We start from the raw sequence: 23,891 nt of genomic DNA on the forward strand, positions 1-23,891 counted from the left end.
GACAAAGCTACGGTGCGGCTGAATGTGTCCATTGGTGGCGGCGGTGTTGAGCTACTGGCGACCGGGCCGAAGTGGTACGACACGCGGAAAGAGCAGGGCGGCGGTGCCATCGACCTGACCATGCACCTGTTCAGATTGTCATTTGTGGATGCGGTCAAACGGCTGTCGCCTTGATCGTGTTTGCAAGATGCCCCCGGCAGGGCCGCCGGAGGCCACTCGCCGCCGTGAGGCTCTGGGGGCAGGGTAGCGGTCTTCGCCCTTCGTCCTGCCCCCTTTCTTACCCTCTCAAAACGCGCTGTAGGCCCGTTTCTGGCCGACAACGAGCCGAAGGCGAGGCGTCAGCACGGTGTTTCACCAAAAACGAGCAGCCGACCGGGCAGCGGTACGTTACGAAAACCGCTCGCATATCGTATCTGTATTGCGTATCATATCTGTATTGGTACGATTTACGCTGATATGGTACGAAAGGAGCAACGATCATGGCACGTCAGGGCATCACTTTTGAGCAGGTCGCCGCCGTCGCTGATGCGCTGGCAGGCGAGGGTCAGCAGCCGACCATCCGGGCGGTGCGGGAGAAGCTGGGCGACACCGGCAGCCCGAACACTATTCACAAGCACTTGACCGCGTGGCGCGAGGCCCGCCCGGTGGCCGCAGCCGCTGCGCCGGAACTGCCGCAGGCGCTGACCGCTGCCATTGCCGCCGAGATCGAGCGGGCCGCATCGCGGGCACGCGGCGAGATCGAGGGCCGTCTGGTGCAGGCGCAGGCGGAGGCCGCCGAACTGGCCGCCGCTGGCGAGGTGCTGGAAGGCGAACGCGACGAGCTGGCCGAGCAGGTGGCCGTGCTGACCACTGAGCGCGACACGCTGGCAGGCAAAGCCGCCCAGCAGGCCGCCGACTTGGCCGAGGCGCAGCAGCGCATCGAGCGCGAGCAGCAGGCGGCAGAGTCTGCCCGGCTGGAGGTGGCAACCGCCCGGCACAAGATCGAGGCGCAGGCCGAGCGCGTGAGCGAGCAGGCCGCCGAGCTTGAGCGCCTACGCGCCGCACTGGCCGAGGCACAGCAGGGCCGCACCGCCACCGAACAACAGGCCGCCGTGCTGGCCGCCAAGCTGGAGGCGTGCGCCGACCGTGTGAGCCGCGCAGAGGCCCGCGCCGAGCAGATCGAGCAGCAGGCCGCCAAGGCTGCACAGGCCCACGACACCGCCCGCGCCGCAGCAGCGCAGGAAACCCGGCAGACGCAGGCCGAGCGTGACGAGGCTCGCAAGGTGGCAGCAGAGGCCCGCGAGCAGGCCGCACGACTTACCGGGCAGCTTGAGGCGCTGCAACGGCAGCAGGACAAAGCCGAGGCCGCCGAGAAGGCCACGAAGGCACCGAAAGGGAAGGGGGGCGAGTGATGCCAAGCGCCGCAGAATTTCAGGCGCTGTCCGATGAGTTGCGGCAGCTTGGGGCGGTGATCGTGCAGGCTGCGAACCTGGGCGATCAGGAGCTTGCATTGTGGGCCGTGGGGGCGCTGTCATCCGCAGCCGCCCGGCCTGCATGGTGGGCGAGAGAGGCCGCAGACAGCGAAGCTGTGGGATGCAAATAAAGTCCCATCCTAAGCTACGCCAATTTTCAGGACTGTTTTGAAAGACTCAGGCTTGGCAGGCGGGTAAAGTGTCATTCTGAAAGGATCGCGTGGCATTGGGCGCGGCCTGAATCGTGAAAATAAAGTCTCATACTTTCGAGCGTCTGAATCGTCGCCCACTACCGCCGGGACTGAGACACCAACAAGGGGGGCGTATGCCCAAAACCCGAAAACACCTCACCCCGACCGAAGCAGAGGCCAAGGGGCTTCTATGCCGTAAGCACCTCAAGGAACGCCTCCGCCTCATGCCGGGACTAAACACCAAGCCCGCTGGCAGTGTCTGGCAAGGTCAGGGGGCTTATGATGTGTACAACCCAGCCGAGTGCGTGCCGTGGCGCTGGATGCCTGGGCGTGCCCAAGTCCGTCGCCAGCACGTCGCAGCGCAGGCAAAAGACCTGATCGCCGCAGGCTGCATTGTGCTCGACACCGAAACCACCGGCCTCGGTGATGACGCCGAGATTTGCGAGATAACCATACTCGACGTGACCGGCGCACCGATCCTCGACACGCTGGTACGCCCGACCCGGCCAATCCCGGTCGAGGCGACAGCGATTCACAAAATCACCGACGCCATGGTGGCCAGTGCGCCGAGCTGGCCCGAGGTGGCCGAGCAGTACGCCGCCGCCGTTGCTGGCCGAACCGTCGTTGCCTACAACGTCGCTTTTGATGCGCGCTTGCTGCGGCAGACCTATCAGATACACGGAATCACCGCGCCAGTGTTGACGACCGCTTGCGCGATGCTGATGTATGCCGAGTGGCATGGAGAGTACGACCGGAGCCGCGACCGCTGGCGATGGTTGAAGCTGATCGAGGCTGCGACCGACTGCGGCGTGGCAGAAGACGGCGCACACCGCGCCCTTGCCGACGCCCGCATGACGCTGGGTGTGCTGCGATACTTGCAGCGCCGCACGAACGGACGGCGACCGGCAGGGCCGAAAGTGGCCACCGTCCCGCAGGAGGCTTTGCCCTCTGTTTTAGGATGAAACTCTATTTCAAAGAATGAGACTTTATTTGTACGGATGAATCTTTATTCGCATCCCACACATGGCTTCTAACCACGCTTCGTGCATCCAGAATGGGGCTATTTTTCCGTGCTGAAGTGTGCAAAGCGGATTGAGCACCCGGCGTGGGTTCTTCCATGTCTCGACGGAGAGCAACAGGCCGTCCGCATGGACGGAAAAGACTGGTAGTGCTTTCGGCTGGCCCTTCTTCTTGCCTTGCGTTTCGGTTGGCTTGAGGTCGTCCCAAACGCCTTGCACGGTTTTGTTCAGTTCGTCGATGAAGCGTTCCGGCATGGTTTTCAAGAGTTCGGCAGTGATTGCGTTCGCGTCCTCAAATTGCTTTCTTGCTTCGGCTTCCTTTTTCCGTCGTTTTTGCCGCTCCTGTTCGTATTCGTCTAAGGTTTGCCTGTGTCTGCGCTGTGCTTCAGCTTCCGCTTCTTCAGCTTGCCTTCGTGCTTCCTCTTTGGCTTTCTGTCGGCGTGCTTCACCCTCTGCTGTGAGTGCTGGTTTTACCAGTTCGCCAGACTTGGCCTCGATGGTGATCGAAAGCGGTTCGCCGCGATGGTCTACCAGATCGAAAGGCAGACCATCCGCATCGAATGCCGTGAGGTAAAGATTGGCCCCATAGACCTTGTGCCCCGGCCTCACAGCTTCGTATTTTTCTGCTGCTGCGTGCAGTGCTTCCGCTAGGCGTTCTGCCGTGATTTCTCCTTTGATCTTGATTCTCATGGCAACCTCCATCCGTAGGTGCCATCCGATGCGGGCTTGACGTAGCACACGCCTTTTTCGACGTACCACCCCGGCCTATCGCACTTCGCCAAGCTGGCGAGGCTTCCCGTTTGAGCGAAGCGGTAGGCCAAGCGCCCCTCTGGCGTGTTGGCCCATGCCGCCGCCGCTTTCTCGTCCTTGGCTTCGGTGTATCCCGCGCCGTATCCGGCGCCGTATCCGGCCTGATAGCCCGAATCCTTGCCGCTGCTGTGCATGTACCAGCCGAACAGGCCGACGCACAGGAAGGCCACGGCGATGCAGCCCGCCGCCCACTGCCACATCTGCTTTGCTGATGTGTTGTGCGCGACCTCTTGCGCTGCTGCTGCTACCGCTTGCGCCAAATCCGCCTTGGCTGCTTCCGCTGATGCTTTCACGGTTGCATCCGCCGTTACCTTGAAATTGACCAAGGTATCTTTGGCTGCTTGTGCTATCGCTTGCGGGAACTTCTCATACTGGCCTTGGTAGTGTTGCAAGGCCATGAGCACCAGCCACAGCGCATCATTGTTTTTCAGGCCGAGTGCATCCCGAACCCGGTAAAGACTTTGCCGCTCCGCGTCACTAGGTTGCCTGCCGAGCAGCTTTGCAAAGCTGTCGTCTAGGTCACTCATGGACTACGGCCTCCAATACCTTTTTGGCCTCGTTGCGCCACCGCGTAAGCTCCGCACGGTTGCCAATGGGCAATTCCTTGAGTGCTACCGCAATGCTCATGCGCTTGCTGTAAATGTCATCGCTCACACGGTCGGCCATGTCCGGGAATGTCACCGATTTCCCGCCGCGTTCCTCTACCGCCGTGCGCAGCTTGGAGCCGTTGTAAAGCTCGAACTTATTTTCTTCCCCGAAGTGTCCATTGCGTACCACATGAACATCCGCATTCGGAATTGCGTCCATGTATTCCTTGAGCAGTTCGAGGCTATCCCGTTGGCGGTTAATCACCCACAGCGTGACCAGCTTCCGCTTGAGTTCTTCAAGCGTGCTATTCAGTGTTTCACCGTAGGCGCTCACGCCCTTGTTATTCCGTGCTGCCGTGTTGATTACCACGACGCTATCCGGCTTGCTATCGCACAAGTTCACTAGCTGAATCCATCCGTCCGCCTCATCCAGATTGATAAGCTCCGTTTCCGTGCTTTCTTTATAGGCTTTCCATACGTCCGGGTTAGAGGTGTCAGACTCAATCAGCAAGACGCTTTCGCCGCGCTCTTGCAGGTAATCAACCGTTGCCATCGTGACAAGCGACTTGCCAACGCCGCCCTTGCTGCCACCGATCAGGTAAATGCTTTTCGCCATGTTGCTTACTCCTTAAATGTCGTCGCTGTCAGGTTTCGGGGTGAATGTCGCCTTTGATGTATCCGCAGGCTTCTTGACGGCGGGGCGGGGGCGGGGTGTGTCTCCCGGTGCGTGCACCGGAGCTTTTTTCGCTGGCTTTGCTCTCTGCAAGTAGCTCTTGAGTGTTGGAGTTGCGATGCTCAGACCTTCACCGCGCAGCGTCTCGGAAATCTGGTCAAGCGTGTATCCACGCTTTTGCAACAAGGCGATTTCCTTCGAGAGTATGCGCACGGCATCTTGCTTGCTGTGCTCTTGCTTCTTTTTCTCGACTGGCGGCATCTCTCGCAGCTTTGCAGCGATAGCCTCTAGCTGTTCTGTCGTATGCTTCATCGTGCTAACTCCTTTGCTTACTTGTTGCGGAGTTGACAGCATAGCGCCATTTGTGCTTGTTGCAAAGTGCGTCCCGTGCACCTAAACTGCTGATACGATAGTAGAGCGGATGAGCAATACAGGATGACCGTTGTAACACACATGGCTTCGCCACGTGGTTCCAACGGACGCCTGCCCATTCGGCGCTTCGCTTCTCACGGTCTGGCTTATCCTGCAAGGGGTATCCCCTTGACCCCGGACAGTGCGGCGCTCTCGCTTCTTACTGTCCAAGACACACCCCGCCCCCCGCCCCGGCGAGAAGGAGACACGATGCCATTTGAAACGCAGGGGCCGGAACCGCTGGACGCCGTTATCAATGTACGGCTGACCGCAGCGGAGAAGGCCCGCTTGAAAGAGGATGCCGACCTTGCCGGGTTGAGCATGTCCGAGCTTGTCCGCCGCCGCTACTTCGGCAGGCCGATCATTGCCAACGCTGACGCTGTGATGCTCAAGGAGCTGCGGCGCATCGGTGGATTGCTCAAGCACATCCACAACGAAAGCGGAGGCATTTACAACAAGGACACAGCCGGGGCACTTGTGGCCCTGAAAGCCTACATCGGGAAACTGAGCCGTGATCGTCAAGAAGGTTAAGAACCCGCAGAAGGCAGCAAGCAAGGCGGTTCGCGTTTCTCGCCTAACCGACTACATCCGCGAGCCGGAGCGTGAGAACTCGCAGGAGAAGTGCATCCATGCCGGGGCGCGTGGATTCATCACCGATGAACCACAGAGCCAGACGGCAGAAATGATTGCCTTGTCACAAGAGGCAGTGCGAAGCAAGGACACGATCAATCACTATGTCCTGAGTTGGCGAGAAGGCGAGCAGCCCAGCCCGGAGCAGGTCGAAGAAGCGGTAAGCATTTTCATGGATGAGCTAGGTGTTAAAGACCATCAAGCCATCTATGGTTTGCACGCCGACACGGACAACTTGCACCTGCACCTTGCCATCAACCGCGTGCATCCTGAAACGCTCAAGGTGGTGAAGATCAATAACGGCTTCGACATTGAGGCAGCGCACAAGGCGATAGCACGAATCGAGAACGCACAAGGCTGGCAGCGTGAGCAGAACGGGCGTTATCAGGTGTTGGAGAATGGTGAGTTAGGCCGGGAGCACATCGACAAGGACAAGCCGCGCCAGCCAGCCCAGCCGAAGCGCGACATGGAAAACCGCACCGGGGAGAAATCCGCCGAACGCATCGCCATTGAGGACGGCGCACCGATCATCAAAAAGGCGCAGACGTGGGAGCAGTTGCACCGCGAGTTAGCAGCCAAGGGGATGCGCTACGAGAAAACAGGCAGCGGGGCGACGCTCTTTGTCGGTGATGTTGGCGTGAAGGCCAGCAGCGCAGACCGGGACGCGAGCCTATCCAAGTTACAAAAGCGACTCGGAGCTTACCAGCCGCCGCCGCAGCGTCAGCAGGTAGCACAGCGCGAGCCAGAGCCGATCAAGCCAGACGTGCCGGGATGGAAGGATTACATCACCGGGCGCAAGGCGCACTACGCGGAAAAGAACGCGGCCAAGCTGGCACTGGACAAGCGGCAGGAGCAGGAGCGCAAGCAGATTGCCGAGCAGCAGAAAGCCCGCCGCGATGAACTCATGCGCGGCAACTGGAAGGGTAAGGGCGAAGTGCTCAACGCCATGCGCAGCGTGATTGCCGCCGAGCAGGCCGCAGAGAAAGCAGCCTTGAAAGAGAAGCACCAGAAGCAGCGCGAGCAGCACCGGCAGCAGTTCCGGCCCTATCCCGACCTGGAGCAGTGGCAGCGGATGCAGAAAAGCCCGGAGCTTGCCGAGCAGTGGCGGCACCGCGCCAGCGAGCCGCAGCGCATCGAGGGCGCGAGCGGCGAGCCGCCGACGCCGCGAGACATCCGCGCCTATCAGCCTGAAATCGTGGGCCAGCAGGTGCATTACAGCCGGAAGGAAGAAGCGGGGGCGGGCGGGGGTGTGTCTTTCGTGGACAAGGGAAAAAGCATCGATATTCACGACTGGCGCAACCGGGACAGCACGCTTGCCGCCTTGCAGCTATCGGCGCAGAAGTGGGGCAGCTTCACCGTAACCGGGAACGACGAATACAAGGCCATGTGCGCGAAGTTAGCAGCAGAGCACGGTTTCAAGATCACGAATCCTGAGCTTCAGGAGCGCATCCAGCAGGAGCGGCAGCGGATACAGCAGGAGAGGGCGCAGGCGATGAAATCGGAGCAGCTAAAGCAGTTTGAGCTGTACGCGGAAGCGGTAGGCGCGGAGCGCTACCGGGTAACGTCCATCAAGATGCAGGCAGACGGAAGGAAGCAAACCTTCATCCTCGACAAGAAGGACGGCATCACGCGGGGCTTCACGCCGCAGGAGATCGAGCAGCGCACGCCGGAGATGCTGCGCCTACAGCGCCGGGGCGAAAACCTCTACTACACGCCACTATCGGACAAGAAGCATCACATCCTCATCGACGACATGAACCGGGAGAAGCTGGAGCGGCTTATCCGTGACGGCTACCGGCCCGCCGTTGTGCTGGAATCAAGCCCCGGCAACTATCAGGCCATCATCACCGTGCCGAAGCTGGGGACGGCCCACGACAAGGACGTGGGCAACCGGCTGAGCGATGCCCTGAACCGTGAATACGGCGACCCGAAGCTATCGGGAGCCATCCACCCGCACCGCGCACCCGGCTACGAGAATCGCAAGCCCAAGCACCAGCGCGAGGACGGCAGCTATCCCGAAGTGCGCTTGCTCAAGGCCGAGCGCCGCGAGTGCGTCAAGGCGCTGGCCCTGTCCAGCCAGATCGACGCCGAGTATCAGCGTCAGGCCGCCTTGAAGGCGCAGCAGCCAGAACGCAGCAAAGCCAAGCCCGCCTTGGAGCTTGCAGCGGCCAGCGGCAGCGCGATCGACGCTTACCAGCGGCATTACCGCGACGTGATCAAGCGGCAGCGTGGCGGCGAGGTGGACTTGTCCCGCGTGGATTCCATGATTGCCGTGCGGATGCGCGTTACCGGCCACGATCAAGCCGCCATCGAGGGCGCTATCCGCCAGTGCGCCCCGGCCACCCGGCAGAAGGACGAGGGGCGCGACTGGAACGACTACGCGCAGCGCACCGCCCGCTATGCCTACAGCGCCGCAGGCGACCGGCAAGCCGCCGAGCTTGGGAAGTACCGCCAGCAGTGGGAGAAGCTGGAAGGGCGCGAGCCTGTACGCCAGCAGGAGCAGGCCAAGGCGCAGAAGATCGAGCGCGACAACTCACCCGGCATGAGTCGATAAGACTTGATGTAACTACAAAAAGACGCTACAATAAGAACACAATGGAACTTGAATGGGACGCCGATAAAGCGGCACGAAACCTGAAAAAGCACGGCGTTTCCTTCGAGGATGCCGAGCTTGTTTTTTACGACTCCGGGCGGGTTGAAGCCTACGACGGACGCGAGGACTACGGGGAAGATCGTTGGGCAACGATTGGGCTTGCCTACTCGGCTGTCCTGTATGTGGTCTACACCGTCCGACACGAGGAAACCATCCGCCTTATCTCTGCGAGGAAAGCAAATGCCGACGAAAGAAAGCAATATCGTGAAGCGAACTCTTGACCTCAAGAAGCCGCCACAGTTGAGCGCCGAGCAGAAGGCGCGACTGGATGCCGTGGCCTCGATGCCGGATGAGCAGATCGACTATAGCGATGCACCCTATCTGCCTGATGCTGTCTGGATGAAGGCAGCGGAGCAATTGCCCCACACCAAGAAGCAAATCACGCTGCGCATTGATGCCGAAGTGTTGGAGTTCTTCAAGCACACCGGCAAGCGTTATCAGTCGCGCATGAATGCTGTTTTGCGCTCCTACGTTGAGGCGCACAAGGCGCACGCGAAATGAGCGGCGACGACAAGCAGCTTGAGCTTGAAGCCCTCGCCGCCGTGGGCGAAATGCTCTTGTTCGACCAAGCCAGAGGCAACCCGGAAGAAGCCGCCCGCATCCTGCGATGTGCGCGGCTTTTTGCTCGTTCAGAGGATGCCGCGCAGCGTCTCAGCGAGCTATGCAACGAGGCGGGCAGTGATGCGACTTGGCGCGAAAACATCGTGGAGGAACTGCAAGACCGAGAGGACTTGCAAGCCGCCGAGGCAGCGATGGAAGCCCGCCGACAGGCCCAACTTGTTGCGCAAGCGGATAGTGCCGACACGGCCTTGCAGACCCTAATGGACGAGGTAGCGGCGGACACCTTCGGCAGTCTCGATGAAGGATATGCGGCACAGGCGCAGGCCGAGGCCGTGAAGGCGTGGCAGGGCAGGCAGTGAGCGGCATTTGTTGGTGTTTCATCGTAACCCGGCAAGTGTTCAGCAAACGGTGGTTTGTTGGACAGTTGCCGCAAGGGGCGGTTTTTGTCATTTTCAGAAGACGACTGCACCAGACAACGCGGTTTGAAGGCTGTTGTGCAGTCGTCTATTGAACGAACAGTATCAGGAGTCCGCTGCACGAATGATAACCTCAAGCCGGTTCTGGTCGCGCTGGCGACCGATCAGCCCCTGGATGGGGACGGTAGAGAAAACGGACAAAATCGTACGCTAAGCATGCGGCCTGTCAGGTTGAGGCCATAGAGTTTGACGTTTAGGCGTCAGATAATGCAGAAAGCGGCCCTAGTCTGACGCGATGCCAGTGAGCCGACTGACGCCCAGTTGAGGTATAGCCTAGATTGACATGCGCGATGCAACCCTTAACTTGCTTGCACCTATCGTTTCCATGCTAGCTTTATCGTAACGCTAAGGAAGCTCTGAAAAAGCCCATGTTTCGCGAAATCACCGCTCTGTAACCCGCATGGTTGCTGGGATGCATTTCTCGAGCGGGGGCTTTTTCAGACCTTCCTTAGCTTAGCGTACGATTTTTTCCGAATTCTGCGGTTCCCCCTGGAAGACCTACGCAAGTTGGGCCAGCTCAGAGGTGGAATCAACGAAGGCGAGCGAATGAGGCATCTTTTCTGGCGTCTTAACTTTCTCCTTCTCTCCGGGGCAACAAACAGCGCCCAGATGTACCATGAGGCCGCCGCTCTTTCCTCCGAGCTGGATACTCGTTGGTCTTACCGCTCCAAAGAGCTTATGACGCTCTACAGCAAGGCGAAATCCTATGAGGCTGGGGAACGTGTCGAGTTCGGCGGAAAGTCGTTTGCACCGCTATACACGCCCAAAAACGACACGCTGATCAACCTATTCCAGATCTCACAGCAAGAACAAGAGCAACTGAAGACGATTATCAGCACTGACGAGGCTCAGAAGCGCCGCAGAGAGCGCGATAGACTGCGTGATGAAGAACGTCGCCGCGCCGCTGGCCAGCTTGAGCGTGAAGCCTATGAAGCCAACTCATTGAGCAGGCAAAAGCCCTGGGAAGCTATGGGCATGAGCCGGGCTAAATGGTATCGCCTGGGCAAGCCTTCACCTCAACAAAACAGTGAGACAAGTCCCTCCCCTATTACTAATGGCGAAGCCTCAGCGGTTGCCCTTCAGGCGGCCAGGTGTAAAGCCGTTTAGATGGCTATTTCAAAGTGAGTGAGATTTCGTAACGGATGGCAGCCCTAGAGGCTGCTTTCTTTTGAGGGGTTAGCAGGCGTATAGCCATGCTGGATCTCAGTCTATCACTACCTGCTTAATATTCCACCTTTAGATCCGGCAGCAGTTCGACCAGGTGGCCAACTTACCAGGCACCGGCAGCAGCTCGACCGGGTGGCCAAGTTCAGATCTGGACGCCAGAAGGAAATCAACCAGGTGGCCAACTTACCAGGCACCGGCAGCAGCTCGACCAGGTGGCCAAGTTCAGATCTGGACGCCAGAAGGAAATCAACCAGGTGGCCAACTCACCAGGCATCGGCAGCAGCTCGACCAGGTGGCCCATTTCGTACGTACGAAATCAGGCGACGCTATGCGAAATCTTGGCGGCAATCCCCCGCGACTACGTGATTTTTTTAACGTAGAGCGCGCTTTTTCTTGCCATAGTAGGCCATTTTGGCCTATAATCTTAATTAAGAAGACCGGGCACCCGCCACGGTCAATACCGGAGAACTCCGATGATCCACACAGCTAACCGCACCTTTCACCAACTCTATCGAGAATGGATACGCGAACGCCGCGAGCATATGCACAACGTTTTGACCTGGGAGCGTGATCGTTACGGTGCTCGCCTCGTCGGTCTGTTTTATCGTTACTGCAAGGTGGCCAACCCCTTTCCCCGTTGCACTCTGAATACTCGGATCAACTACCGCGCCCATGCGGTGAATCTGCCAGATTGGCCAGCCCGCAGCCTGGAGCTGAATAAAATGTGGCTCAGTTGGAGAGAAAAAAAGTAGGCCGATTTGGCCTATTTTTTATTGTACCCGCTTGACACAATAGGCCAAAATGGCCTATTATATATCTCAGAAGGCCGGGCACCCGCCACGGTCAATACCGGAGAACTCCGATGATGCAAACAGAACTTAATCCCCTGATCTGCTCCCTGGTCGCCACCCCTCGCCGTATGGCTGCAATGCCCCGCTATGTAGGCCGTTTCTATGTGGTTTTCGAGTCGATGCTTTACCAGCAAATGAAAGGGCTCTGCCGCGAGTATCGCGGGGCTTATTGGCTTATGTGGGAGCTGTCGAACGGCGGCTTTTATATGGCTCCTGGGCGTCGTGATGAAATGCTGAACATCGAGGCCATGAACTACTTTAGTGGCCAAATGAGCGCCGATGCTGCCGGGATTACCGCTTGCCTCTACCTCTATAGCCATCTGTCATTTCACACAGAAGGCGCTGACCAGGAGCGGTTTTCAAGGCTGTATCACAGCTTGCGGGATTGGGCTTGTGAGCATGACGAAAAAGAGGCCATCTTGGCCGCAATAGACTAGCAACAGAAAGCCCCGGTGATGGCCGGGGCTCTTAAAGGAGGTGCATAGGTAGAAAAAGAAATGGTGCCCCTGGTATGGCTGCAACCAATCACAGGGGCTTTCACCGGTCAATTTGAGGATAAACGCGATGAATACGGATATTGTATCACTTGCAAAACACATTGGCGACGCTCTGACGGCCCGCCGCCCCGTTCATATGCCGCGCATGAAGATGCGGGAGCTTGGCTTGCTCTTGATTGAACTGAAGGCGTATCGGGAGGCCGCCGCGACCGTTACCCATTGATAAAAAAGCCCCGGCATTGACCGGGGCTATTTGAGGATTTATCGCATGATTAGACCTGAAACGCTTAGGCCGTTCGCTGAAGATTGGCAGGCTCCAACCGCCGATGAAATCAAAGAGGTGTTGGAGCTGATTAGGCAACGAAAAGGGCTTAGTAAGCCTCTCAGTGGCGTTGATGTCGCTGATCTCGTTGGTTTGCCTGGTGAGAGAGGCAGCGGAAAGGGAACCCGAACCTTCAGGCGTTGGGTGAGCAAAACCAACCCTAGCCCTATTGCTTATGGTGCCTGGTCTATCTTGGCCCACCTGGCAGGTTTCGGGGCTATATGGGACGCTGACCGGGATTGAAACCATGACCGAACATAAGGCCGAACGTGCTCCCTGGGGAGACTTCCCGGCAGTAGTGAGGAACGGCGATCTAAAGGATCTCTCTAAAGAACCTGAATACGAAGCCGCCAAACATGGCGACCACAAGGCGATGAGCTATAAGCGCATGAAGCCGGCCGAGGACGAATTGCATTGCGAGATCAAGGCGCTGCTTGATCGCGCCAAGGCTACCGACGACCAGGAGCGTAACGAGCCGGAGCTGGACATTCCTGCCGAGATTTCTCGCCGCGAGAAGCGCCTGGAGGCGATCCAGGCGGCAAAGGCGCGCCTGGAAGCGCGCCAGCGTGAAGCGGACCAGGCCCGGGGGCGCAGCGAAGACGATGGCCGCCGGCCTCGCCATCCGGATGGCTCGGACAAGGGCGGTGGCTCGTACAAACGCGAGTTTGGTGTGCCGGATGACCGTGATCAGGAAAGCTTCACCGATCCGGACAGCCGGATCATGAAACACGCCGGTGGTGGCTCCGAGCAGAGCTACAACGGGTACACAGCGGTCGATGCCGAGCACCAGATCATCGTGGCGGCGGAGTTGACCAACTGCGCCGCGGACAGTCAGGCGCTGCTGGGCATGCTGGCAGCAGTTCAGGCCAACACCGGAGAAATGCCGGCCCAGACGCTGGCGGATGCGGGATTCCGTAGTGAGGCTGTTCTGGCAAAGGTCGCCGATCACCACGGCGATGTCATCGTTGCCCTCGGCCGCGAGGGACGTGAAGATGCCAAGGTCAATGCCAAGACCCATCCGCATACGGCGGCGATTGCGGCGAAATTGAAAACGGAGCAAGGCGATGCAGCTTACCGCCGGCGCAAGTCGATCGTGGAGGCTCCGAATGGTTGGATCAAGGCGGTGATGGGATTGCGTCAGTTCAGCATGAGGGGCCTGGACAAGGTGCAAGCCGAGTGGAAGCTCGTCTGCATGGCGCTAAATCTGAGGCGAATGGCGTATCTGTGAGGGCGAAGGTTAAATGGGGCGGCTCAAATGCACCCCAGTCGTCATAACACGCCGCGCGCCGCAAGATTGGTATCCTTGGCGCCGACGCCTTGCCAATTGCAGAGAGCGCCGCCGCCATCGTCAGTGCTCTACAGAAAACCGGTCACACGGCTCTGCCGCGCAGACTCCTAGCCTAAATGTGACAGTGGTTGGTAATCCATGCCGCCCGCAAGGGCGGCGGTGGTGGGCCAATAGATGATTTTCAGAGCCTTACTGCCCGTTGACGCCCAATCCCTCGAGCGCGAGTCTAGCCGCAGCGGCGATGACGGCCTCGCTGTGCTTGTCATCCTTGTTAGGCGCCCGGGTGTAGACGGCCAACACAATAGGTGCGCGCCCAGTGGGCCAGACGACGGCATAGTCATTTGCCGTGCCATACACTCCGCAGGTTCCGGTTTTGTCTCCGACTGCCCAGTCTGCCGGCACCGCCGCGCGGATGCGGTGGTTGCCGGTCGTGTTTCCCTTTAGCCAATCAACAAACTGCTGCCGCTGCGGCGCAGCCAGTGCAGAGCCCAGTGTCAGTTTTTGTAAGCTTTCCGTCACGGCGCGCGGCGATGAGGTATCGCGCGCATCGCCTGGGATGGCGGAGTTCAGCTCCAGCTCCCAGCGGTCCAGACGGAACGTGGTATCGCCGATAGAGCGCATGAAGGCCGTCAGCCCGGCCGGGCCGCCCAACTCCTTCAGCAACAAATTGGCGGCGGCGTTATCACTGTATTGCACGGCGGCCGCGGACAGCTCCGCCACCGTCATGCCTGTTGTCAGATATTTTTCCGAGATGGGTGACCACGGAACCAGCGCATTTTTGCCGTAACGGATGGGTGTGTCCAGCAAGCCGGCCTGCTGCTGGCTGCGAGCCAGCACAGCGGCAGCAAGAAAGCCCTTGAATGAGCTGCACAGTGGGAAGCGCTCCTCAGCGCGGTAACTTACAGTTGCGCCTGAGCCGGTATCCATCGCGTACACACCGATGGAGCCGCCAAAGTCCTGTTCGAGTTTAGCGAATGGTTCCGCGACGAGGTTGGTCAGCGCGGTGGCAGAAAAGCCAGCCAGCGGCCATGAGAGACAAGACAGCAGAACTAGACGGCGATACAGTGACATCAACGATATTCCTTGTTTGAAGGTGGAGCTAGGTGTAGCGGCCGGATGTAATCAGGCCGCTACAGCTGGGATTAGGGGTCTGACGCTCAGTGGAACGAAAACTCACGTTAAGGGATTTTGGTCATGAGATTATCAAAAAGGATCTTCACCTAGATCCTTTTAAATTAAAAATGAAGTTTTAAATCAATCTAAAGTATATATGAGTAAACTTGGTCTGACAGTTACCAATGCTTAATCAGTGAGGCACCTATCTCAGCGATCTGTCTATTTCGTTCATCCATAGTTGCCTGACTCCCCGTCGTGTAGATAACTACGATACGGGAGGGCTTACCATCTGGCCCCAGTGCTGCAATGATACCGCGAGACCCACGCTCACCGGCTCCAGATTTATCAGCAATAAACCAGCCAGCCGGAAGGGCCGAGCGCAGAAGTGGTCCTGTAACTTTATCCGCCTCCATCCAGTCTATTAATTGTTGCCGGGAAGCTAGAGTAAGTAGTTCGCCAGTTAATAGTTTGCGCAACGTTGTTGCCATTGCTGCAGGCATCGTGGTGTCACGCTCGTCGTTTGGTATGGCTTCATTCAGCTCCGGTTCCCAACGATCAAGGCGAGTTACATGATCCCCCATGTTGTGCAAAAAAGCGGTTAGCTCCTTCGGTCCTCCGATCGTTGTCAGAAGTAAGTTGGCCGCAGTGTTATCACTCATGGTTATGGCAGCACTGCATAATTCTCTTACTGTCATGCCATCCGTAAGATGCTTTTCTGTGACTGGTGAGTACTCAACCAAGTCATTTTTCAATATTATTGAAGCATTTATCAGGGTTATTGTCTCATGAGCGGATACATATTTGAATGTATTTAGAAAAATAAACAAATAGGGGTTCCGCGCACATTTCCCCGAAAAGTGCCACCTGACGTCTAAGAAACCATTATTATCATGACATTAACCTATATGTCAAGACCCGGCTGGTTATACACGCGTTTCCTGAACAATTCAGGGCGTTTTTCATGCCATTCCTTGAGCGCCTGAACGGGTGTTTTGTGTTGGAGCGCGCGTTGCGGAATGCTGTGGTTGTAGATCTTGACGTAATTGCGCAGCGTCGATTCCAGTTCGGCAGCTGAACCAAAACGGGTCTGGTTGACGATGTCGCTGATACGACCGTTGAAGCGCTCCACCATGCCGTTGGTCTGCGGATGACGAGGCGGGATGAGCCGGTGCTCGATGCCGAGCTGCTTGCACAGGCGGTCGAACACGTGTGTGCCGCTGGGTTCCTTCTTCTTGCCGCCAGCCGTGAAGCGGTCGGTGAACTGGCTGCCGTTGTCGGTCAGAAGCTTGACGATCTTGACGGGACAGGCTTGCTGGACTTTGTTGAGGAAGTCGCCACTGCTGCCATCGGTCTGGTCGGCATAGAGCTCGATGAAGACCCAGCGCGTAGCACGGTCGATGGCAACGAAGAGATAGCGCCTTGCCGTCTCGTCGGGCATCTGCGGCAGGTACTTGATGTCGATGTGCACAAAGCCCGGCTCGTAGTCCTTGAAGGTCTTTTTCGTGGCGGGCGCAGTGCCTTCCTGCTCGACCAGGTTACGTAGATCCGAGACACCGTGGCGGCGCAGGCAACGTCCCAGGCCGGCACGCGAGACGGCTGGATTGATGAACTCGCGCGTGACCGCCAGCAGGTCGTCCGTGGGCAGCAGCAACGTCTTGCGCAGCTCCACCACGATGAGCTCCTGCTCGGGCGTGAGCGTCGTGTACATCTTGTTCGGCGCATGCGACTTGTCTTCAGGAGACTCGCGGTTTTGCCACTTTCGGATGGTTTGGCGGGTGACGTTGTACATCCTGGCCAGTTCGGCCTGCGGGAGCGTCGAGTTCCTGATTTCCTCACGGATCAGGTGGGTAGTACGGGCTTGGCTGTGCAGTGCCTGGGTCATCGAGTTGCCAGTGAAGAGTCGGATTGGAACAGTGTACGCAAAACGTGTCTGGCCTTGAAGAGCGGCCAGCTACGCATGGGTACATGATCCCACGAGTCCAGACACCTATAAAAATAGGCGTATCACGAGGCCCTTTCGTCTTCAAGAATTTTATAAACCGTGGAGCGGGCAATACTGAGCTGATGAGCAATTTCCGTTGCACCAGTGCCCTTCTGATGAAGCGTCAGCACGACGTTCCTGTCCACGGTACGCCTGCGGCCAAATTTGATTCCTTTCAGCTTTGCTTCCTGTCGGCCCTCATTCGTGCGCTCTAGGATCCTCCGGCGTTCAGCTTGTGCCACAGCCGACAGGATGGTGACCACCATTTGCCCCATATCACCGTCGGTACTGATCCCGTCGTCAATAAACCGAACCGCGACACCCTGAGCATCAAACTCTTTTATCAGTTGGATCATGTCGGCGGTGTCGCGGCCAAGACGGTCGAGCTTCTTCACCAGAATGACATCACCTTCCTCCACCTTCATCCTCAGCAAATCCAGCCCTTCCCGATCTGTTGAACTGCCGGATGCCTTGTCGGTAAAGATGCGGTTAGCTTTTACCCCTGCATCTTTGAGCGCTCTGATCTGAATATCGAGGGACTGCTGGCTGGTTGAGACCCGCGCATAACCAAAAATTCGCATAAAATGTACCTTAAATCGAATATCAGACACGATGTGTCTATTATGCCAAAATGACGATTTAATGGACACTCAAACGAAGCCGTTTTACTATGTCTGATAATTTATAACATTTCGGACGGTTGCAAAAATGTTACTAAATGCCCGTCAGGCAGGGAGGCCGATATGCCCGTTGACTTTCTGACCACTGAGCAGACTGAAAGCTATGGCAGATTCACCGGTGAACCGGATGAGCTTCAGCTGGCACGATATTTTCATCTTGATGAAGCAGACAAGGAATTTATCGGAAAAAGCAGAGGTGATCACAACCGTCTGGGCATTGCCCTGCAAATTGGATGTGTCCGTTTTCTGGGCACCTTCCTCACCGATATGAATCATATTCCTTCCGGCGTCCGGCATTTTACCGCCAGACAGCTCGGGATTCGTGATATCACCGTTCTTGCAGAATACGGTCAGAGGGAAAATACCCGCCGTGAGCATGCAGCGCTGATACGTCAGCACTATCAGTATCGTGAATTTGCCTGGCCCTGGACATTTCGCCTTCATGTACAGAACCTTAAGCGGCAAGCGAATTAATAATACCGTCTAACGTGTTGTTTTGCTTGGATTTTCTCTGCCTACTCTTTTTGCCGTTTTTGGATAAATACACCATTGCCCACTCCAACTTCTCTGTTATTTCCTGCCACGCACCATGGATGATGCTCGCCAATATCGGCATTAACCAAAGCGCGCTGTTTTTGGCAATCTTCAGCATCGATAACTCCGCGCTGCCAATCAGCGTCAGCGCCAGCCGACGTTTGACCAGCAAGGCCAGCAAACTAGCCCAGATCAAGCCTTCCGCTATCGCTTTTTGTCGTGTCGCGAACGCCTTCAACCGGTTATGTGATTTCAGCTCTTTGAACAACAGTTCGATCTGCCAACGGCAACGATACAATGCCATCACCTTCTCGGCTGGCCATCGCTCACGCGGAAGATTGGTCATCCATATACAGAACCGTTTTTCCTCTGCAAACCAACGTCTTATGAGTCGATATTTATACTTTCCCGAACTCACATCCAGATCCAGAACCTCGGCTCTGCAGCTTCTCCGATCGATATCCTTGAGCTTTTTTCCGAGTAACTTGGGCATTTCCCTGCCGTCCTGTCGGTAAGCTGCCTGTACTTTGGGATTGAGATTTTGACTCCCTCTGACCAGATAGCTTCCTTTGGCTTTGGTCACATCAGCAAAGTACTCGCGGCTGATGTAACCGGCATCCGCCAATAACAGTTTGTTATTTAACGAATTTTCGGCCGGAAGATGCTTGCGCTCCGATTCGGTATCCGCCGTGATACTCATCGATATCGGCGACTGGTCCAGCAAGGACATGGTCATATGACACTCTACCGCAGCGGGGCTGTGCTTATTGAATCGGCCCGGGAAATGTTCTGCCAATTGCGGATGTAACGCGAATGACGACCCGTCCTGCAGCAGTACCTGCTCAAAGCCTGCCAGTCCGTGGGCGTCCGGTAGACACTCCTTGAGGCGTAAGGCGATGGCTCGTTCAACCAGTGCGCGCATGAACAAGGGAAAACCCTGCTTGCGTAACTGGTTGTGAAAGGGTTTATACGCTATTTGGTCAGTATCATGGAGCTGCAACGCATTGAAATGGCGATGCAAACCAGCAATACCATCCACCTTGTCGCAACCAAGCCCTGAGAGCAGAGCCGGGAGTAGTCTCGCAGGCTGGATATCCCGGAGTCGCTGACAAAAACCGGTAAATTTACCGATCCGGTTGAGTTCAGAAGAGCTAAGAAGTTGCTTGAGGTACTGGGTTGCATTGATAATAGTCATGGCTTCGGGCGTGTCGGTTTTTTTTTGCGATTAAATCAGATCACAAACGAAGCCTTTTTTCTATCTATTTCAATTGGTTGTAGCTAAAGATCCTGTACATGACAGGTCACTGCAGCGGCCAAACTGTTGCCACATCTCAGTTCAGGAGGAAACGCAATGACTCAGGAAAGGATCCAGACCCGCTACCCACTCGGCGGCCCCTTCGCCACCCAGGCTGAGCTGGAGCAGGCCATCACCCAGGCCATAACGACCCACAGACAAGATTTCTTCCCTCTGCTGGAACGGCTGGTGGACGTGGGGGACACCCGGGTCAACCTCAGTCAGGAGAACCCGCTGCGGGTGCTCAGCATCGAACTCGCTGACGGCCGTGAAGGAGTGGCCCATATCAACTACGAGTCCAACTTCGCCGAGAGCTGCCTGATTATCAACGAATACGACCAGCACCAGACCAGCCTGGCCTTTCGCCTCGACGGGGATGCACTTATCTTCGACGTCGAACTGCCGATCGCGTGGAATTTCAATAACTGAAGATTCAGCGGTGTAATGCCGCCTGGTTGCTACACCCGGTCAGCCAGCTCCCCTCACCCTAACCCTCTCCCAAAGGGAGAGGGGATCAGCCCGTGCCAACCTCCAGCCGTGGTAGTCACTCCATACTCTGCTGTTATTTCAGGCGCCTGTAATCTTCCCCATATGGCTGTCATCTGAATAGCAATATCCAGCATATAGCCACCATAACCCTCACTCATGTACAGGATCTTTAGCGGCAACCAATTGAAATAGATATAAAAAAGGCTTCGTTTGTGATCTGATTTTATCGCCAAACAAAATCAACACGCGCGAAGCCTATGACTATTATCAACGCTAATTACTATCTGGAGCAACTCTTGGCTCCCGCCGCACTCGAGCGCATTGCTCGGCTCTGCAAGTTTTGTCTGCGTCAGCGTGCCATTACCCCAGCCATGCTCGTACCTGCACTGCTGCGGGCCATGGGAGGCGACCAGGTCAATGACATTGCCGGTTTACACCGCCATTTCAATGCCTTGCAACTGGTAAACACCCATCAGGTTTCTTACAAACCGTTTCACAATCAGCTGCGCAAAGAGAGCTTTGCCCTGTTTATGAAAGCCCTGGTCGAGCGGGCCATCGCCTTGCGTATCGACCATCAACTCAAAGCAGCCTCCCTCGGCGCGTTCAAGCAGGTGTTACTGCACGATGGCACCTCCTTTGCGGTGCATCGGCGCCTTGCTGCTGATTTTCCCGGCCGGTTCAAGACCATCAGTCCGGCAGCTATCGAGTGCCATATGACCATGTCACTGTCGGAGCAGAGCCCGTTGTGCATGAGTGTGTCTGCCGATACCGCAGGGGAACGGCAATTTCTGCCTGAAGCCCACACGCTGACCAACTGCCTGCTGCTGGCTGACGCAGGTTACATTGACAGGGCTTGGTTTGAGCAGGTGAACGACGCTGGCGGATTTTATCTGGTGCGCGGCACGAAAAGCCTGAACCCCAAGATAATCCAAGCCTGGCGCGGTGATGGACGGGAAGTACCCAAGCTGGCGGGACTATCTCTGAGAGAGGCCGGACGGCGACGCTGTCGGGCCGAGGTACTGGATATGGTGGTGAAGTCCGGCCAGGTCGAGTACCGGTTGATCCGGCGCTGGTTTGCTGAGGAAAAGCGGTTCTGTCTGTGGATGACGAACCTACCGCGAGCAGCATGGTCAGCAGAGCAGGTGATGAGCCTGTATCGCTGCCGTTGGCAGGTGGAGTTGTTATTTAAAGAGTGGAAATCGCACAACCGGCTCAAGGGGTTTGTGACGGGCGAGAAAGCGATTGCCGAGGGGTTGGTGTGGACGAGCCTGCTGTCGCTGGTGATGAAGAGACGGGTCGCGCAGAGTGTGATGAGTGGGGCGCTATCGATGCTGAAAGCGTCGAAGAACAGTGCGACGTGGTGGCTACCGCTATTGGAAGCAGTGGCCCATAGGGCGCTGACAGAAATAAGGGAAAGATTGGAATGGGCTGCCGATTATTTGGCCAAGAACGCCTGCCGAACCAAGCAGAGAAAGTCGATACAGAACAGGACCTTGGAAGGCGTTTTAAATGGACTCGCCGCTTAAGGTCCTGTACATGATTTCGCCTTACCCGTCTTTTATATACCCGGAGCTGGATAAGCAACGAACGTCCTGGCCTGCTTTTCGATCTGGCGACAGGGTGGCTTATGCAACATCGTATTATTCTCCCCGGAGCCACTACGCTGACCCGGTTGATTTCAGAGGTAAGGGAAAAGGCGACGTTGCGCCTGTGGAACAAACTGGCACTGATACCGTCAGCCGAACAACGTTCACAGCTGGAGATGCTGCTGGGGCCAACTGATTGCAGCCGCCTGTCTTTACTGGAATCACTGAAAAAAGGCCCTGTGACCATCAGTGGTCCGGCGTTTAATGAAGCAATTGAACGCTGGAAAACTCTGAACGATTTTGGCTTGCATGCTGACAACCTGAGTACACTCCCGGCTGTGCGCCTGAAAAATCTCGCACGTTATGCTGGTATGACTTCGGTGTTCAATATTGCCAGGATGTCACCGCAGAAAAGGATGGCGGTTCTGGTTGCCTTTGTCCTTGCATGGGAAACGCTGGCGTTGGATGATGCACTGGACGTTCTGGACGCCATGCTGGCCGTTATCATCCGTGACGCCAGAAAGATTGGGCAGAAAAAACGGCTCCGCTCGCTGAAGGATCTGGATAAATCTGCATTGGCGCTCGCCAGCGCATGTTCGTACCTGCTGAAAGAAGAAACACCGGACGAATCGATTCGTGCTGAGGTGTTCAGCTACATCCCCAGGCAAAAGCTGGCTGAAATCATCACGCTTGTCCGTGAAATTTCCCGGCCCTCAGACGATAATTTTCATGAAGAAATGGTGGAGCAGTACGGGCGCGTTCGTCGTTTCCTGCCCCATCTGCTGAATACCGTTAAATTTTCATCCGCACCTGCCGGGGTTACCACTCTGAATGCCTGTGACTACCTCAGCCGGGAGTTCAGCTCACGGCGGCAGTTTTTTGACGACGCACCAACGGAAATTATCAGTCGGTCATGGAAACGGCTGGTGATTAACAAGGAAAAACATATCACCCGCAGGGGATACACGCTCTGCTTTCTCAGTAAACTGCAGGATAGTCTGAGGCGGAGGGATGTCTACGTTACCGGCAGTAACCGGTGGGGAGATCCCCGAGCAAGATTACTACAGGGTGCTGACTGGCAGGCAAACCGGATTAAGGTTTATCGTTCTCTGGGACACCCGACAGACCCGCAGGAAGCAATAAAATCTCTGGGTCATCAGCTTGATAGTCGTTACAGACAGGTTGCTGCACGTCTTGGCGAAAATGAGGCTGTCGAACTCGATGTTTCTGGCCCGAAGCCCCGGTTGACAATTTCTCCCCTCGCCAGTCTTGATGAGCCGGACAGTCTGAAACGACTGAGCAAAATGATCAGTGATCTGCTCCCTCCGGTGGATTTAACAGAGTTGCTGCTCGAAATTAACGCCCATACCGGATTTGCTGATGAGTTTTTCCATGCTAGTGAAGCCAGTGCCAGAGTTGATGATCTGCCCGTCAGCATCAGCGCCGTGCTGATGGCTGAAGCCTGCAATATCGGTCTGGAACCACTGATCAGATCAAATGTTCCTGCACTGACCCGACACCGGCTGAACTGGACAAAAGCGAACTATCTGCGGGCTGAAACTATCACCAGCGCTAATGCCAGACTGGTTGATTTTCAGGCAACGCTGCCACTGGCACAGATATGGGGTGGCGGAGAAGTGGCATCTGCAGATGGAATGCGCTTTGTTACGCCAGTCAGAACAATCAATGCCGGACCGAACCGCAAATACTTTGGTAATAACAGAGGGATCACCTGGTACAACTTTGTGTCCGATCAGTATTCCGGCTTTCATGGCATCGTTATACCGGGGACGCTGAGGGACTCTATCTTTGTGCTGGAAGGCCTTCTGGAACAGGAGACCGGGCTGAATCCAACCGAAATTATGACCGATACAGCAGGTACCAGCGAACTTGTCTTTGGCCTTTTCTGGCTGCTGGGATACCAGTTTTCTCCACGCCTGGCTGATGCCGGTGCTTCGGTTTTCTGGCGAATGGGCCATGATGCCAACTATGGCGTGCTGAATGATATTGCCAGAGGGCAATCAGATCCCCGAAAAATAGTCCTTCAGTGGGACGAAATGATCCGGACCGCTGGCTCCCTGAAACTGGGCAAAGTACAGGCTTCAGTGCTGGTCCGTTCATTGCTGAAAAGTGAACGTCCTTCCGGACTGACTCAGGCAATCATTGAAGTGGGGCGCATCAACAAAACGCTGTATCTGCTTAATTATATTGATGATGAAGATTACCGCCGGCGCATTCTGACCCAGCTTAATCGGGGAGAAAGCCGCCATGCCGTTGCCAGAGCCATCTGTCACGGTCAAAAAGGTGAGATAAGAAAACGATATACCGACGGTCAGGAAGATCAACTGGGCGCACTGGGGCTGGTCACTAACGCCGTCGTGTTATGGAACACTATGTATATGCAGGCAGCCCTGGATCATCTCCGGGCGCAAGGTGAAACACTGAATGATGAAGATATCGCACGCCTCTCCCCGCTTTGCCACGGACATATCAATATGCTCGGCCATTATTCCTTCACGCTGGCAGAACTGGTGACCAAAGGACATCTGAGACCATTAAAAGAGGCGTCAGAGGTAGAAAACGTTGCTTAACGTGAGTTTTCGTTCCACTGAGCGTCAGACCCC

Annotated in this window: 23 protein-coding genes and 3 pseudogenes; 17 read left to right on the forward strand and 9 right to left on the reverse strand. The window is 56.5% G+C overall.

Going from position 1 to position 23,891, the window contains the following annotated elements:
• Positions 1-479: 479 nt before the first annotated feature.
• The 3 genes from NMC31_RS24325 to NMC31_RS24335 all read left to right on the forward strand — a co-directional run bounded on the left by NMC31_RS24325 (position 480) and on the right by NMC31_RS24335 (position 2,604).
• A complete protein-coding gene (locus NMC31_RS24325; protein WP_033996289.1) occupies positions 480-1,391 on the forward strand; it encodes a DNA-binding protein in 912 nt (303 codons plus the stop codon).
• Positions 1,391-1,582 (forward strand): hypothetical protein, encoded by a 192-nt coding sequence (locus tag NMC31_RS24330; protein WP_033147142.1) that lies wholly within the window; start codon positions 1,391-1,393, stop codon positions 1,580-1,582. The genes NMC31_RS24325 and NMC31_RS24330 overlap by 1 nt, the downstream gene beginning before the upstream one ends.
• Positions 1,583-1,776: 194 nt before the next feature.
• Entirely contained in the window at positions 1,777-2,604 is an 828-nt protein-coding gene (locus tag NMC31_RS24335; protein WP_011270172.1) for a 3'-5' exonuclease, read from the forward strand.
• Between the two features lie 24 nt (positions 2,605-2,628).
• Here the strand turns inward: NMC31_RS24335 and NMC31_RS24340 are convergent, their stop codons facing one another.
• Genes NMC31_RS24340 through NMC31_RS24355 form a run of 4 tightly spaced genes read right to left on the reverse strand, consistent with a single transcriptional unit; the run spans position 2,629 to position 5,043 of the window.
• A complete protein-coding gene (locus tag NMC31_RS24340) occupies positions 2,629-3,351 on the reverse strand; it encodes a hypothetical protein (RefSeq protein ID WP_015060216.1) in 723 nt (240 codons plus the stop codon).
• Positions 3,348-3,998 (reverse strand): DUF6753 family protein, encoded by a 651-nt coding sequence (locus tag NMC31_RS24345; RefSeq protein WP_015060217.1) that lies wholly within the window; start codon positions 3,996-3,998, stop codon positions 3,348-3,350. Before NMC31_RS24345 ends, NMC31_RS24340 begins: the two co-directional genes overlap by 4 nt.
• Positions 3,991-4,674: a nucleotide-binding protein gene (locus NMC31_RS24350; protein WP_015060218.1), complete on the reverse strand. Its 684-nt coding sequence runs from the start codon at positions 4,672-4,674 to the stop codon at positions 3,991-3,993. Before NMC31_RS24350 ends, NMC31_RS24345 begins: the two co-directional genes overlap by 8 nt.
• 12 nt (positions 4,675-4,686) lie before the next feature.
• The gene (locus tag NMC31_RS24355) at positions 4,687-5,043 is read right to left on the reverse strand and encodes a hypothetical protein (RefSeq protein ID WP_058656681.1); all 357 of its coding nucleotides are present in this window, start codon (positions 5,041-5,043) and stop codon (positions 4,687-4,689) included.
• 309 nt (positions 5,044-5,352) lie between these two features.
• Between NMC31_RS24355 and NMC31_RS24360 the strand changes: the two genes are divergently transcribed.
• The 10 genes and pseudogenes from NMC31_RS24360 to NMC31_RS24410 all read left to right on the forward strand — a co-directional run.
• Positions 5,353-5,673, forward strand: a complete 321-nt coding sequence (locus NMC31_RS24360) for a plasmid mobilization protein (RefSeq protein ID WP_021029055.1) — start codon at positions 5,353-5,355, stop codon at positions 5,671-5,673.
• On the forward strand, positions 5,654-8,326 hold the full coding sequence (gene traI, locus NMC31_RS24365) for a TraI/MobA(P) family conjugative relaxase (RefSeq protein ID WP_033996285.1): 2,673 nt from the start codon (positions 5,654-5,656) through the stop codon (positions 8,324-8,326). Before NMC31_RS24360 ends, traI begins: the two co-directional genes overlap by 20 nt.
• 41 nt (positions 8,327-8,367) lie before the next feature.
• Entirely contained in the window at positions 8,368-8,646 is a 279-nt protein-coding gene (locus tag NMC31_RS24370; RefSeq protein ID WP_015060221.1) for a BrnT family toxin, read from the forward strand.
• A complete protein-coding gene (locus NMC31_RS24375; protein ID WP_045286807.1) occupies positions 8,606-8,926 on the forward strand; it encodes a BrnA antitoxin family protein in 321 nt (106 codons plus the stop codon). Before NMC31_RS24370 ends, NMC31_RS24375 begins: the two co-directional genes overlap by 41 nt.
• Positions 8,923-9,345 carry an antitoxin MazE-like protein gene (locus tag NMC31_RS24380; RefSeq protein ID WP_015060223.1) on the forward strand — a complete coding sequence of 141 codons (423 nt, stop codon included), beginning with the start codon at positions 8,923-8,925 and terminating at the stop codon, positions 9,343-9,345. The genes NMC31_RS24375 and NMC31_RS24380 overlap by 4 nt, the downstream gene beginning before the upstream one ends.
• A 663-nt stretch (positions 9,346-10,008) precedes the next feature.
• Positions 10,009-10,569, forward strand: a complete 561-nt coding sequence (locus tag NMC31_RS24385; protein WP_014343471.1) for a replication protein — start codon at positions 10,009-10,011, stop codon at positions 10,567-10,569.
• A gap of 533 nt (positions 10,570-11,102) precedes the next feature.
• Positions 11,103-11,381, forward strand: coding sequence for a hypothetical protein (locus NMC31_RS24390; RefSeq protein ID WP_013213990.1), 279 nt, complete (start codon positions 11,103-11,105; stop codon positions 11,379-11,381).
• A gap of 110 nt (positions 11,382-11,491) precedes the next feature.
• Positions 11,492-11,917, forward strand: coding sequence for an antirestriction protein (locus NMC31_RS24395; RefSeq protein ID WP_013213989.1), 426 nt, complete (start codon positions 11,492-11,494; stop codon positions 11,915-11,917).
• Positions 11,918-12,044: 127 nt separating this feature from the next.
• Positions 12,045-12,200 carry a hypothetical protein gene (locus NMC31_RS24400; protein ID WP_013213988.1) on the forward strand — a complete coding sequence of 52 codons (156 nt, stop codon included), beginning with the start codon at positions 12,045-12,047 and terminating at the stop codon, positions 12,198-12,200.
• A gap of 463 nt (positions 12,201-12,663) precedes the next feature.
• Positions 12,664-13,527 (forward strand): annotated as a pseudogene (locus tag NMC31_RS24410) (IS1182-like element ISKpn6 family transposase); the annotation flags it as partial.
• A gap of 249 nt (positions 13,528-13,776) precedes the next feature.
• On the opposite strand, the gene NMC31_RS24415 reads toward NMC31_RS24410, so the two are convergent.
• The 4 genes from NMC31_RS24415 to NMC31_RS24430 all read right to left on the reverse strand — a co-directional run bounded on the left by NMC31_RS24415 (position 13,777) and on the right by NMC31_RS24430 (position 17,265).
• On the reverse strand, positions 13,777-14,658 hold the full coding sequence (locus NMC31_RS24415; protein ID WP_004199234.1) for a carbapenem-hydrolyzing class A beta-lactamase KPC-2: 882 nt from the start codon (positions 14,656-14,658) through the stop codon (positions 13,777-13,779).
• Between the two features lie 221 nt (positions 14,659-14,879).
• Entirely contained in the window at positions 14,880-15,530 is a 651-nt protein-coding gene (bla, locus tag NMC31_RS24420; RefSeq protein WP_045286946.1) for a class A beta-lactamase, read from the reverse strand.
• Positions 15,531-15,604: 74 nt separating this feature from the next.
• Positions 15,605-16,585 carry an IS481-like element ISKpn27 family transposase gene (locus tag NMC31_RS24425; RefSeq protein ID WP_013213985.1) on the reverse strand — a complete coding sequence of 327 codons (981 nt, stop codon included), beginning with the start codon at positions 16,583-16,585 and terminating at the stop codon, positions 15,605-15,607.
• Positions 16,586-16,707: 122 nt separating this feature from the next.
• Positions 16,708-17,265 carry a recombinase family protein gene (locus NMC31_RS24430; RefSeq protein WP_001217881.1) on the reverse strand — a complete coding sequence of 186 codons (558 nt, stop codon included), beginning with the start codon at positions 17,263-17,265 and terminating at the stop codon, positions 16,708-16,710.
• Positions 17,266-17,427: 162 nt separating this feature from the next.
• On the opposite strand from NMC31_RS24430, the pseudogene NMC31_RS24435 reads away from it, so the two are divergent.
• A pseudogene (locus tag NMC31_RS24435) lies at positions 17,428-17,805 on the forward strand (DUF4158 domain-containing protein); the annotation flags it as partial.
• A gap of 13 nt (positions 17,806-17,818) precedes the next feature.
• Here the strand turns inward: NMC31_RS24435 and NMC31_RS24440 are convergent.
• Positions 17,819-19,093 (reverse strand): IS4-like element ISApu2 family transposase, encoded by a 1,275-nt coding sequence (locus tag NMC31_RS24440; RefSeq protein WP_045892401.1) that lies wholly within the window; start codon positions 19,091-19,093, stop codon positions 17,819-17,821.
• A gap of 156 nt (positions 19,094-19,249) precedes the next feature.
• Between NMC31_RS24440 and NMC31_RS24445 the strand changes: the two genes are divergently transcribed.
• The 3 genes and pseudogenes from NMC31_RS24445 to NMC31_RS24455 form a co-directional block, all read left to right on the forward strand.
• Positions 19,250-19,621, forward strand: coding sequence for a hypothetical protein (locus NMC31_RS24445; protein ID WP_004099020.1), 372 nt, complete (start codon positions 19,250-19,252; stop codon positions 19,619-19,621).
• A gap of 317 nt (positions 19,622-19,938) precedes the next feature.
• A complete protein-coding gene (locus NMC31_RS24450) occupies positions 19,939-21,207 on the forward strand; it encodes an IS4-like element ISApu1 family transposase (RefSeq protein WP_011191342.1) in 1,269 nt (422 codons plus the stop codon).
• Between the two features lie 14 nt (positions 21,208-21,221).
• Positions 21,222-23,825: pseudogene (locus NMC31_RS24455) on the forward strand (Tn3-like element Tn3 family transposase); the annotation flags it as partial.
• Positions 23,826-23,891 lie beyond the last annotated feature (66 nt).

Source organism: Pseudocitrobacter vendiensis, from assembly GCF_943590815.1.
Taxonomy (GTDB): domain Bacteria; phylum Pseudomonadota; class Gammaproteobacteria; order Enterobacterales; family Enterobacteriaceae; genus Pseudocitrobacter; species Pseudocitrobacter vendiensis.